This is a genomic window from Agrobacterium sp. DSM 25558 (genome assembly GCF_900100825.1).
In the GTDB taxonomy this organism is placed as follows: domain Bacteria; phylum Pseudomonadota; class Alphaproteobacteria; order Rhizobiales; family Rhizobiaceae; genus Agrobacterium.
This window is the reverse complement of sequence record NZ_FMUD01000012.1, coordinates 84,447-96,980: the sequence shown is the minus strand read 5'-3', so window position 1 is coordinate 96,980 and position 12,534 is coordinate 84,447. Positions and strand designations below refer to the sequence as shown.

Here is a 12,534-nt window from a genome sequence, read left to right as displayed (position 1 = left end):
GATTGGTCGACCTGACCGACGCAAAGCCTGTCATTGTCGTTTTGTAATCAGCCGACGATATTCCTCTTCCGGAATCCCGTAGGAGTCACCAGCCGTTTCCTCAAGGATCGCTCTGTTCCTAACCGTGATCATGGCGCGTTCCGCCTTGATGGCGCGGTTGCCTTCCAGCTTGTGCAGGGCATCCGTGACGCTGGGCCGTCTGACGCCCAGCATGACCGCCAGAAAATCGTGTGTGAGGGGAAGCTCATCTCCCAGACGGTCCTGACACATCAGAAGCCAGCGTGCGAGGCGCTGCTCTACGCCGTAGCGTCCGTCAGCCAGTGCTGTTGCAGCAATCTGTATCATGAAAACATGGGCGTATCGGAGAAGAAGTTCCCGGAGCGTACGGCTGTCATCCATAAGTCCCTGAAGCTCATGCGAAGCGATCCTTACCGCTTTGCCGCCAGCCTGCATAAAGGCCTTGTGCGGACTGGCATCTACGCCCAGCAGGACTGGCACGCCTGAACAGCCTTCGTGACCGATGCAGCCGACCTCAATCGACTTGCTGGCAACAACAACTTCCGATGAAAGGCCGCTTTCGAAAAAGTAAACGTGAGTGATCGGCTCGTATCTCTCGAACAGGGACTGTTCCTGTTGCAGGGTGACAGGTTCGAGGTGTGGTCGCACGAGGTCTACGTCCTCTTCAGACAGGGTTTTAAGCAGGCCGTTGTTGGTCCAGGTCAAAGTCGTGCCCTTTCATGGGGTCTGTAATGTGGGGTGCTGCGGCAAGACGAGTTCAACCTACTCCCTCTTTTCTGCCACGTATCGAAATCAATGAAACTTTCGCAACTGCCGATGGTTCGGAGTGAAATCGGAGAACTGCAATGCGATACTACTTTCACGTCCGCAGCCATGGGAGACTGGCACGAGACCCGGAGGGAGCGGAATTCGACACGCTCGAAGCAGCATGTGATGAAGCCTTTCAGGCCGCGCGCGAGATACTGGCTGAGCGTCTGGCGCGGGGTGAGGTGATAGACGGCGAGATATTTGAAATTACCACCGAAAACGGTGATATCGCTGGAAGAGTTCCATTCAGAACAGCGGTGCGTTTTGATTGACAACAGAGCCAGTAACAACAACAAAAGACCGTTTACCATCGTGCCACGACTTGCTGAATACGGTTGAACAACGCGCCCAAAAACGCAGCAGCACTTATGCTAAATCGCAGCCTATGCAAGCTTATTAGATATAATGGTACGCTAACGTACTGTCTGCCATTGACCGGAACGATGAGGCTCTCTGCGACTTGATCTAGCTCAAACAAGGAGATCAAGGGCATGTCAGCAGAGTTGAGTATCCAGCAGGAAGTTGTCTCTCTTATACCCGCTCTTCAGAAGTTCGCGTGGCGTTTCCACCGTAGCCAGACGGATGTGGATGATCTGGTTCAGGAAACCCTGCTCAAGGCTCTTCGGGCGCTTCCTTCCTTTACACCAGGAACCAGTCTCAAATCGTGGATGTTCACGATCATGCGCAACGCGCATCACACCGCTTATCAAAAGAGCAGGCGGGTTACTGTGGGAACAAACAACATGGAACACCTCATTCCCGCTGCATCATCCCCGCAGGAGTGGGCTATCCGCAAAATAGAATATGATCGTGCATTGGCAGCAATGCCGCCCGTCTACCGGCACGTTTTTCACCTCGTTATCGAAGATGGCCAGGCTTACGACGCGGCTGCCAGTGAATGCCAAATCTCTGTCGGCACGGTGAAAAGCCGTGTGAACCGGGCAAAGCACTTTCTGGCCAACCACATGGGAGACACCATGTCCACGGTCGCCGCCATCTAAGGGCGCATTGGCCCTCTTTCCAGAAGCCAAAACGGTTACTTTTACGACCCGGCAACCACCAGATTGCTGGGTTTTTATTGCGCTATTCCTCGTTTGGAGTAGCGCTTAACAGACGCCCTTGCTGAAAATGAAGCAGCCATATGGCCCCGGATCAGATGTTCTTACAATTGCGAAGGACTTCTTCGCGGCCTCGTAGAACTCAAACCGTTCCAACGGCTCGATCTCGACAGGGCGTCCTTCTGCCTTGTCAACGACACCCTGCATGGTCGCGAAAATCGGAACCTGGCCGTTGGGGTCTCCGACGAGCTGCATGCGCTTTACGGGTGCATCAACGAATGTGTCCAGAGGAAATAGCTTCAAAATGGCATACGCAGCGCGCTCCAGCCCGCATCCTGAAACATTGATCAAGCTGCCATAAGTCGTTTGACGCGCGATGGTTTGTGCAGGATGATTGATATCGCATAAGACCAACTGATCACCATGTCCCATCAGCATCAGGGCGTGTATCAGTTCAGCATTGATAATAGGGTCGATCCCTTTGAGCACTGCTTTCTCCTCCCTGGAACTGCAGACTTATTCTTCACGAGTTATATCATATTCGTAATGTGTGCAATTGAGTGGTACGCAAATCCCCTCCGAGTCTTCTCGTTGCGCCACCTGAATACATTAAATATTCCGCCTGAAAATTCTTCCGTGGCTCAGTTTCGTTTGCCGAAGAGGAAAATATTTAAGAAGTTCTGAAAGTGCAATTTACAAAATCATAAAGATGTGTGAAGTTCTGAAAACGGATGATGTCCTCCCAAGGATAAGATGATGATGGCGGGTGCAGCGGGTGGCGGCATCCGCCCATTCAAAGGGAGGCGCGACGTCGCGAGGAGTGCGCGACACCGTGGGAGGAGAAAAGCTTTTGGCATCGATGAATATCGTCAATGTCGGAAAGGCCTATGGCAGCCTGACGGTGATCCATGGCGTTTCCGTTGAAATACCCGACGGCGAATTCGTCGTTCTGGTGGGGCCTTCCGGCTGCGGAAAATCGACGCTGCTGCGCATGGTCGCAGGGCTGGAGCCGATTACGTTTGGCGATATCCAGATCGACGGCAAGGTGGTCAACGACCTGCCGCCGAAAGACCGCGATATCGCAATGGTGTTTCAGAGCTACGCACTCTATCCGCACAAGACCGTTGCGGAGAATATGGGCTTTGCGCTGAAAATGCGCGGCGAAACCAAGGTCGATATCGACGCCCGGGTCCGCAAAGCCGCCGAAATTCTCGATCTCATTCCATATCTCACCCGTTACCCCCGCCAGCTTTCCGGCGGCCAGCGCCAACGTGTGGCCATGGGGCGGGCGATCGTGCGCGACCCCAAGGTCTTCCTGTTCGATGAGCCGCTATCCAATCTCGATGCCAAGCTGCGCGTGCAGATGCGTGCCGAAATCAAGGAATTGCAGCGTCGCTTGGCCACGACCATGATCTATGTGACGCATGATCAGGTGGAAGCCATGACCATGGCCGACCGCATCGTCGTGTTGCGTGATGGCCGGGTCGAGCAGATTGGCTCGCCGCTAACGCTTTATGACAAGCCTGCCAACACGTTTGTCGCCGGTTTCATCGGTTCCCCGTCCATGAACTTGATCAAAGGCTATATTCGCAGCGCCGCAGAACCATACTTCGAAACGGATGATGGCATTCGCCTGCCGCTTTCGCGTGCGCCTGCTGGTTCAGATGGCAAGTCTGCCTTTTATGGTATTCGACCGGAGCACTTCATGCTTGGCGGTGCTGTCAGCGCGCAGGTCACTGTGGTGGAATCCACCGGCTCGGAAACACAGGTCTTTGCCAAACTCGGACAGCAAAAGATCATCGGTGTGTTTCGCGACCGCGTGGAAGAGCCCGCGGGCGGTACGATTGCCATGACGCCTGAGGTGGCGCTGGTCCATCTGTTCGATGGAGAAAGCGGGCTGAGGCTGGACTAAAGCTCTGGTCGTCGCTGCGAGGAGAAAAGCGACGATAACAATCAACGGGAGGAGAACCGCATGAAAGTCAGTGATTTCGAGAGAATGATGGCGATCGGCCTGAGCCGCCGTGCCATCTTGAAAACGGGCGCAAGCTTGGGTGCCGTGGCTGCGGCGGGCAGTATGCTGGGTCCGCTTGGAGCAGCTTATGCGCAGGATGCATCCTTGCGCAGCCAAATCTTGCAGGTGCCGGGTGTGGGCAAGGGCTCTCCCACCGATGCCGATTGGCAAAAAGTTGGCGAGATGTGCCTTGAGGCGACGAAGAAGAACGTCAAGCAAGGCGAGTTTGCCGGTGTCGAACTGTCCTTCATGGGCCTCAACAACCAGAACCTTCACAACGTTCTATTTCGAGGTTTCCTCAAGCCTTGGGAAGACTACACCGGGGCCAAGATTACCTGGATCGATCTGGCGCAAGCCGACTACAATCCACGCCTTCAGCAGGCCATTGCCACCGGCACGGTCGATTTCGACCTTCTCGAAATGGGCGCTCCCTTCGAAGGCGATGTTTGCGGCAAGGGGCTCGCCTCGGAAATGCCCGACTGGGTCAAGGCCCAGATCGACATGGACGACTATGTCGATTACCTGAAAGCGCCCGTCGGTACGTGGGATGGCAAGACCTACCGCGTTTCCGTCGATGGCGATTGCCACAACTTCAACTATCGCACCGATTATTTCACGGATGCCGACCTTGCCAAAGCCTGGAAGGACGAAGGCCATCAAGGCGAGTGGGGCGTGCCGAAGACCTGGCAGAAGGTTCAGGAAGTCACCAAATTCCTCAAGGGCAAGAAAATTGGTGGTACTGATGCCATCGGTTATCTCGATGCACCAAAGGCCTGGGGCGGTTTCGGCTTCTACTTCCTCGGCAGCCGTGCGACGGCCTATGCCAAGCATCCGGATGACAAAGCGTGGCTGTTCGACGCTGATACGATGAAGCCGCGCATCAACAACCCCGCTTGGGTTCGTGCCATTCAGGACGTTATCGATGCCTTGCCATCAGAGGCGGGCGACCAGCTCAACGCCGATCCGGGCACCACGGCGTTCCAGCAGTTTCTGGCTGGAACCGGCTCTATGGTGTCGTGGTGGGGCGATGTGGGTGCTGCCGCGCGTACCAGCGATAGTTCGGTCGTGGGTGACACGATCGGCTTCGATATTCTGCCGGGCTCGGACGACGTTTATAACGCGAAGACGGGTAAATGGGAAAAGCTTGCCAGTGGCCCGAACTATGCACCGAACATGGCCTATCTCGGCTGGGGCGTATACGTCATGTCTCGGGTCGATAGTGACGAGAAAAAGAAGAAGGCAGCCTGGAGTGCAGCGGCTCATCTCGGCGGCAAGGATATCGCGCTGTGGACAGCGGCCTATCCATCCGGCTTCCAGTGCTATCGCAAGAGCCAGTTCGACATCAAGGAATGGGTGACGGCTGGTTACGACGAAGCGTTTATCTCGAACTATCTCGCTTCGCAGTCGAACTCCTACAACCACCCCAATGCCGCCATCGAGCCGCGTATTCCGGGCATCTTCCAATATTACAGCATAGCGGAAGATGAACTTGCCAAGGTGTTTGCCGGTCAGGCCAGCGCTCAGGCCGGGGCCGATGCCATCGCTGCGGCATGGGAAAAGCTCACCGACCAGCTTGGCCGAGACAAGCAGGTTGCGCTCTATAAAGCGTCGCTCGGAGGCTGACCCCAGCAGCTATCGAGTTTCAGCAATAACTCAGGCGGCACGGCTTTCGCCGCCTGAGCCATAGTCTTCCGTTAGGCTTACCAGCCCAGAGGTCTGCCCATGTCGCATACGATTACGCAAACCATCAGCCCCGTGAAGCGAAGCCTCGTTCCACCAAGCTCCGCACGGCGCGGCAAGCTGCTGCTGGTGGCCGCGACGGTGCTGCTCTTTGGCGTCCTTCTTGCGCAGATAACCGATGTGGCGGGCATCACCGCCTTTGGTTTCGTCAGTTGGCGACCGCTGCTGTTCGCCTATGTCATCTGGGCCGTGGCGCTGTGCGCGGCACAAGTCATGATCCGCGGGGAGGCGGGCCAGCGGGCCGCTTTTGTACTGCCTGCCGTTCTTTTTACCGTTGCCATGGTAGTCTTTCCAACCGTCTTCGGCCTCTATATCGCCTTTACCGACTGGAACCTGAGTGCGGTGGCGGGCCGCCGGTTCAATGGTCTCGATAACCTCCGCACCCTGTTTGCGGATCGCTATTTCTGGAACGCGCTGCTGAACATGGTCTATTATGTTCTGTCGGTGCTGGTCCAGTATGCCATTGCCTTCGGACTGGCATTGCTGCTGAACGCCGAAATCAAAGCACGTAAGTTCTTCCGTGTTGCTTTCCTGCTGCCGCTGATGCTCAGCCCCGTTGCCGTAAGCTGGATGATCGGCAAATCGCTGATGGAATATCGTTTTGGGCCGGCAGCGACGCTTGCGCGTCATCTGGGCTGGGATAATCCTGCGTTCTTTTCCACGCCATGGCTTGCCCGTTCCTCGATCATCGCCATGGATGCCTGGGTGTCCATTCCCTTCATGATGATACTGCTGCTCGCGGGCCTCCAAGCCTTACCTTCTGAAATCAAGGAGGCGGCGAAGGTGGATGGTGCCTCGGGATGGCAGAGTTTCAAGGAAATCACCTTTCCGCTGATGCTGCCGGTCAGCATCACCGTCATCATTTTGCGCATCATTTTTCAGCTGAAGCTTGCCGACATCGTCATAAACGTCACGGCAGGCGGGCCGGGCGGCGCGACGGATACTGTGTCGAGCTTCATTTTCCGCGAATATCGTGACCGCTCCAATGTCGGCTACGGCACGATGCTCGCGGAATTCTATCTCGTCATCATCATCATTTTCGTCGCACTCATCCTAAAAGGGGCGAGCCGATGGATGCAACGTGAGAACTGAGGTCGACGCCATGGCAATCACAAATGAACCATCCACGAAACGGCCAAGCCTTTGGGCACGCCGCCCACAATTTATGACCAGCAGTCTACTGATCTACGCGGCTCTGGTGTTCTGGGCCTTCATCTCGCTGTTTCCGATTTACTGGACGATTACCACTTCGTTCAAAACAGCGGTGAACGTGACGCAGGGACATCTTATTCCCTTCGTGGATTTTACGCCGGACTGGAAAGGTTGGCGTTCGCTGGGTCTGTCTCCAGACACGATCTTTGCCCAATCGACCGTCCGCGATGAGTTCATCCGCCGCTTTTTCAACAGCATCGTCGCTTCGGCGGGCGCATCGTTCCTGGCCGTGCTGATCGGCTCGCTGGCGGCATATGGGCTCAGCCGCTTTTCCTACAAATTTCTCTGGATGAGAAATAAGGATATCTCCTTCTTCTTCCTGTCGCAACTCATCCTGCCGCCTGTTGTGTTGGCGATGCCGTTTCTGGTTCTCTACAAGCACTTGATGCTGCTCGATACGCTGGTCGGTCTCATCCTCGTCTATACGCTGATGGTTCTGCCCATCGTCATCTGGATCATGCGCGATCAATTCGACACGATCCCGGTTGAGCTGGAGCAGGCAGCTCTGGTGGATGGCTGCTCCATCTGGGGTGCGTTCATGCGGATCGTTCTGCCTATTGCCCTGCCGGGCATGGTCGCGGCCTTCATTCTCTCAATTATTCTATGCTGGAACGAATATTTCTTCGCCGCGCTTCTGACGAGTTCCAATGCCAAGACGCTGCCGGTGATGGTCGCGAGCCAGACAGGCTCACAGGGCATCAATTGGTGGTCCATGGCTGCCATCGCTACTGCGGCCATTATGCCGCTCGTCCTCGTCGGCATCTTCCTGGAGCGTTACATCGTGAAGGGTCTGACTGCGGGCGCTGTTAAATGAGGTCTAACATGAAGTCTGGCGTTTCCATTCTTGGCATTTTCGTTGCCGATACCGCCTATCTTGCACCGCGCATGCCTGCTCTGGGCGAGACCATAACCGGCAGTGGCTTTTCCGTCGGTCCGGGTGGCAAGGGGTCTAATCAGGCGGTTGCGGCAGCACGGGCCGGTGCCGAGGTTTCGTTTATTTCCAAGATCGGCCGCGACACCTTTGGCGATCTTGCGCTGAAAACCTATGAGCAGGCTGGCGTGACGACAAAGCTGACAATCATGGATGACCAGCCGACAGGTGCCGCCTTTATCTACGTGAATGACAGCACCGGCGATAATGCCATCATCGTTTATGCGGGAGCAGCGGGTACAATAGATGTCAGCGATGTGGAGGCGGCACAGGAAACCATTGCGCAGTCGGCAGTCTTCGTCACGCAACTTGAGCAGCCGGTAGAAGCTGCCCTACATGCGCTAAAAATTGCTCGCAGCGCCGGTGTCACGACGATTTTCAATCCCGCACCGGCTGAAGCGTTTCCGGCGGAAATGTACCGCCTTTGCGATTTTATCATTCCCAATGAGACGGAGGCCGCAACCCTGGTCGGCTTTCCAATCGATACGCTTGATGATGCGCAAAGTGCTGGCGACGTTTTCCTGTCCCGTGGTGTCGGCGTGGCCATCATTACGCTGGGTGCACGCGGCGTGTTGTTTCATGCGCCGGGGCAGTCCGTGCATGTGCCTGCCACGTCGTGTGGTCCGGCAATAGATACCACCGGGGCCGGTGATGCGTTCGTCGGTGGTTTTGCATCCGCGCTCTCGCGAGGTGCAGGGCCGGTGCAGGCCGTGCGATTCGGTTGTGCGACGGCGGGTATTGCCGTTACGCGGCGCGGAACGGCCCCTGCAATGCCGATGCTTTCTGAAATTGAGGCTGTGATGGCGCGCTGACGCCACGGAATTTGGCTACGCAATTCGTGGCCTTTGTCATGCCAAACCATTCATGGCCGCTAGAATTCCGGCGGCTGGTTTCCGCGCGTCTTGATGGCGAAGGATAAGATCACAAAACGGCGGTTCCAAACGAAAAGATACGATGCGCAACATATATAGCTTTACAAAATAAAATTAATTTGTGAAGTTGCGTTAACAACGACCGAAGTGAGCAAGACCAGTGACCCAATTGAAATTCGCCACCCGACTGAATTCCTTCGCCTCGAAGCCCGCTGCCGAGTGGCCTGACCTTTCCGGCAAGCCGACCATGCTGCAAATGGCAAAGCGTGCGGCAAAGGTTGAGGGTTTGACGGATCTTGACCTGAATTATCCTGACCATGTGGCCGATGATCCGGCGCTTCTTGCACGCCAGATCGGCGATCACGGCCTCGCGATCAATGGCTTTGCTATGCGTTATTATACCAATCCGGCTTTCAAGATCGGTGCTTTCACCAATCCTGATGCGACTGTTCGGCGTGAAGCGATTGATCTGACGAAGAAGGGTATCGATGCTGCACGTGCTGCTGGCACCAACCTGATGACGCTGTGGCTGGGGCAGGATGGCTTCGACTACGCCTTCCAGGCCGATTACCACACGCTGTGGCAACACGAGATTGATGGAATCCGTGAAGTTTGTGCGCATGACCCGGATTGTCTCATCAGCATCGAATACAAGCCGAACGAGCCGCGCTCCTACAGCCTGATGCCCGATTGCGCGACGACACTTCTGGCGATCAAGGATGTGGACATGCCCAATCTTGGCGTGACGCTGGACTTTGCCCACGTTCTCTACGCCGACGAGCAGCCTGCTTTCGCTGCCGCCCTGATTGCCCGTTACAGCCGCGTCCTCGGCGTCCACCTCAATGATGGTTACGCCAAGCGTGATGACGGTCTGATGGTCGGCGCTGTTCACACGCAGCAGACGATCGAGCTTCTGCGCCAGATCCGCAAGGATGGTTATGACGGCGCAATCTATTTTGACACATTCCCTGACATGACCGGCCTTGACCCCGTTCACGAATGTGAAGTGAACATACAGACCGTGAAGCGCATGCTGAAAATCGTGGACCGTATCGAGCAGGACAACCGTCTTTCTGGTGCGGTCGAGCGTCAGGATGCCGTTTCCGCGCAGGCCGTCATTCAGGAGCTGATGCTCGGCTGATCCGATACCGCCAACAGCCTCAATATCTCAACCTTTTCACCAAAAGGCGCGCCGAAGGTGTGCCGAAAACAACACCATCCGGGAGGAAACCGATGAAGACCTTTTTGAAGACGACACTGGCTGCGGGGCTTGCCGCCAGCTTCCTGTTCAGCGCAGCCTTTGCGCAGGAACTTGCGCCGCTCAATTCCGACACGGAAAAAGACCGCATGGATTGGTCGCAGCTTGAAGCCAAGCTTGGTCCATTCCCGAAATTGCCTGAAGGCACGAAGGCTGGCGCGGTTTCGAAGACGCTGACCAATGAATACTGGCGCTCGCTCGGTCTCGGATATGAGGCTTTCGGCAAGAAGGTCAGCGTTCCCGTTGCCTATCAGGCAGCTCAGAGCGAAGGCGACCAACTGGGCCAGCTGACGATTGCCGAAGGCATGATCACGCAGGGCTATAATGTTCTGCTCGTTTCGCCGCAGACGGATGCCAACTTACAGCCGGTGATCGAGCAGGCTAAGGCCGCCAATATTCCGGTCGTCAACGTCAATGATGCCGTCATTCCGCAGGCGGAACATTATGTCGGTAATGTCCAGCGCGATAATGGTGTGCGGGTTGCCAAGTGGTTCATCCAGAACCGCCCACAGGGCGGCAAGGTGGCGATCGTTGAAGGACAGGCCGGTGTTTATGCCGCCGTGCAGCGTACCGATGGCTTCAAGTCCACGATTACCCAGAACGACAAGTTCCAGGTCGTTGCCAGCGTTCCCGGCAATTGGGATCGTCAGACATCTTATGACGCTGCCACCAACATCCTCAACCAGCATCCTGACCTGATTGGCTTTTACGCCAACAATGACGGCATGGCGCTGGGTATTGTCGAGGCGGTCAAGGCTGCAGGTCTTGCTGGTAAAGTCGCAGTGTTCGGTACCGATGGCATTTCCGATGCCTATGCTTCGATCAAGGCTGGCGAACTCACCGGCACCGTGGACAGCTTCCCGGTTCTGACGGGCGAAGTCGCGCTCGAAACTGCACTGCGTCTGGTTGCCGGCCAGAAGTTGCCGCGCGTGGTTGCCACCCCGCAGGCGCTGATCACTGGAGATAACCTCAGCCGCTATCAGGGCGAGGGCGTCGATGTGCGCGCCGTTCTGATGGAAGACGCCAAGACTGCCAAGTAACCAACGCTCAAGGAGGTGCCGACGTATCCTCGGCATCTCCATCAGCCAAGAGGTGGAACGATGACGCCACGACTGAGATTCGAGACGATTTCCAAGAGCTTTCCCGGCGTCAACGCGCTGACGGACGTTTCGTTTGATGTGGCTCCCGGCGAAATCCACGGACTCCTCGGCGAAAATGGTGCCGGCAAGTCCACACTTCTGCGCATCCTGTCCGGCGTGTTTCGCCCGACATCCGGTACCGTCTTCGTGGATGGTGAAGCTGTCGCCTTCAAGAAGCCGATGGATGCCCGTGCCGCCGGTATCGCGATGATCCATCAAGAACTTCAGCAGGTGCCGCATTTGAGCGTCGCCCAGAATATGTTTCTCGGTCATTCGCTGACACATATGGGTGGCATGTTTGTATCCCGTCGCGAGCAGGAAGCCCGCGCTGCCGAAGCGCTGTCGATGATCGACAAAAGCATTGATCCTTCAGCTCCCATTTCGTCCCTGAAAGTCGCGCAGCGCCAGATCGTCGAGATCGGCCGCGCACTTCTCGACAAGGCGAAGGTCATCGCCATGGACGAGCCGACATCGAGCCTGACACCCAGCGAGTTCGACCGTCTGGCCGAGGTCATCGCCAGCCTGTCGCAAAGCGGCGTTTCCATTATCTATGTATCGCACAAGATGGATGAGGTGTTCCGCATCTGCCAACGCTCCAGCATCATGCGCGATGGCAAGCTGGTGGACATTGTCGATCTTGCCAAGGTTTCGGAAACCGACGTGATCGCCAAGATGGTCGGTCGTGAGCTGATGCAGGAAGAGCATAATTCCTTCGTCACCGATACCGTCAAGCTTGAAGCAAAAAACCTGTCCTCGGCCACGCGAATTCGCGACGTCTCATTCACGCTGCACAAGGGCGAAGTTCTCGGCATTGCCGGGCTCGTCGGATCTGGCCGCACGGAGCTTTTGCGCCTGCTGGCGGGTGTCGACCGTTTGAGCGCGGGATCGATCAGCATCGACGGCAAGGAGCAAAGCTTCGCCAATCCGCGTGATGCGATTGCAGCTGGCATCGGACTGGTGCCGGAAGAGCGCAAGCGGGAAGGCATCATTCCCTTGCGTCCCGTCGCCACCAATATGGCGCTGGCCTCCCTCGGCAGCTTTTCGTCTGGCGGTATGATCAACAATTCCAAGCTTCGTACTACCGCGAAGGATTTGCTGAAGCGCGTCAATCTGCGGCCTTTCCAACTGGATCGCCCGATCCGCCTGTTCAGCGGCGGTAACCAGCAAAAGGCGATTATCGCGCGCTGGCTGGCGGCCAAGTCGCAAATCCTGCTGTTCGATGAGCCGACCCGCGGCATCGACGTCGGGGCCAAGTCGGAAATCTATCACCTGATCGAAGACCTCGCCCGTGAGGGCCATTCCATCATCGTCGTGTCTTCCGAACTGCCGGAAGTCATCCGCCTGTCAGACCGCGTGCTGGTCATGCGCGAAGGGCGGATTGCCGCGACCATTGAACGTGATCAACTGAGCGAAAGCGCGATTGTCGCGCATGCCATTCCAGGGGCGAATGCCGATGCGGATGACGCACGCATTGCGCGACCCGTGTGA

The 12,534-nt window shown here is 56.5% G+C and carries 12 protein-coding genes; 10 read left to right on the top strand and 2 right to left on the bottom strand.

What is annotated here, in order from left to right:
• Nucleotides 1–30: 30 nt before the first annotated feature.
• Nucleotides 31–723, bottom strand: coding sequence for a Crp/Fnr family transcriptional regulator (locus tag DSM25558_RS12505; RefSeq protein WP_077105093.1), 693 nt, complete (start codon nt 721–723; stop codon nt 31–33).
• A gap of 140 nt (nt 724–863) precedes the next feature.
• Between DSM25558_RS12505 and DSM25558_RS12500 the strand changes: the two genes are divergently transcribed.
• Both DSM25558_RS12500 and DSM25558_RS12490 read left to right on the top strand, forming a co-directional pair.
• Nucleotides 864–1,097 carry a DUF6894 family protein gene (locus DSM25558_RS12500; protein WP_077105092.1) on the top strand — a complete coding sequence of 78 codons (234 nt, stop codon included), beginning with the start codon at nt 864–866 and terminating at the stop codon, nt 1,095–1,097.
• 219 nt (nt 1,098–1,316) lie between these two features.
• Nucleotides 1,317–1,826: an RNA polymerase sigma factor gene (locus DSM25558_RS12490; RefSeq protein ID WP_077105090.1), complete on the top strand. Its 510-nt coding sequence runs from the start codon at nt 1,317–1,319 to the stop codon at nt 1,824–1,826.
• Nucleotides 1,827–1,931: 105 nt separating this feature from the next.
• Here the strand turns inward: DSM25558_RS12490 and DSM25558_RS12485 are convergent, their stop codons facing one another.
• Complete coding sequence (locus tag DSM25558_RS12485; RefSeq protein WP_077105089.1) at nt 1,932–2,372, bottom strand: RbsD/FucU family protein; 441 nt, start codon at nt 2,370–2,372, stop codon at nt 1,932–1,934.
• A 361-nt stretch (nt 2,373–2,733) separates the two neighbouring features.
• Between DSM25558_RS12485 and DSM25558_RS12480 the strand changes: the two genes are divergently transcribed.
• The 8 genes from DSM25558_RS12480 (at nt 2,734) to DSM25558_RS12445 (ending at nt 12,534) form a co-directional block, all read left to right on the top strand.
• Nucleotides 2,734–3,795 (top strand): ABC transporter ATP-binding protein, encoded by a 1,062-nt coding sequence (locus tag DSM25558_RS12480; RefSeq protein WP_077105088.1) that lies wholly within the window; start codon nt 2,734–2,736, stop codon nt 3,793–3,795.
• Between the two features lie 60 nt (nt 3,796–3,855).
• Nucleotides 3,856–5,517 carry an ABC transporter substrate-binding protein gene (locus DSM25558_RS12475; protein WP_077105087.1) on the top strand — a complete coding sequence of 554 codons (1,662 nt, stop codon included), beginning with the start codon at nt 3,856–3,858 and terminating at the stop codon, nt 5,515–5,517.
• Between the two features lie 99 nt (nt 5,518–5,616).
• A complete protein-coding gene (locus DSM25558_RS12470) occupies nt 5,617–6,726 on the top strand; it encodes a carbohydrate ABC transporter permease (RefSeq protein WP_077105086.1) in 1,110 nt (369 codons plus the stop codon).
• A gap of 73 nt (nt 6,727–6,799) precedes the next feature.
• The gene (locus DSM25558_RS12465; protein WP_244554181.1) at nt 6,800–7,660 is read left to right on the top strand and encodes a carbohydrate ABC transporter permease; all 861 of its coding nucleotides are present in this window, start codon (nt 6,800–6,802) and stop codon (nt 7,658–7,660) included.
• Between the two features lie 8 nt (nt 7,661–7,668).
• The gene (gene rbsK / locus DSM25558_RS12460; RefSeq protein ID WP_077105084.1) at nt 7,669–8,589 is read left to right on the top strand and encodes a ribokinase; all 921 of its coding nucleotides are present in this window, start codon (nt 7,669–7,671) and stop codon (nt 8,587–8,589) included.
• A gap of 229 nt (nt 8,590–8,818) precedes the next feature.
• Complete coding sequence (locus tag DSM25558_RS12455) at nt 8,819–9,790, top strand: sugar phosphate isomerase/epimerase family protein (RefSeq protein ID WP_077105130.1); 972 nt, start codon at nt 8,819–8,821, stop codon at nt 9,788–9,790.
• Between the two features lie 92 nt (nt 9,791–9,882).
• Nucleotides 9,883–10,947: a sugar ABC transporter substrate-binding protein gene (locus DSM25558_RS12450; protein WP_077105083.1), complete on the top strand. Its 1,065-nt coding sequence runs from the start codon at nt 9,883–9,885 to the stop codon at nt 10,945–10,947.
• Nucleotides 10,948–11,007: 60 nt separating this feature from the next.
• Nucleotides 11,008–12,534, top strand: coding sequence for a sugar ABC transporter ATP-binding protein (locus DSM25558_RS12445; RefSeq protein WP_077105082.1), 1,527 nt, complete (start codon nt 11,008–11,010; stop codon nt 12,532–12,534).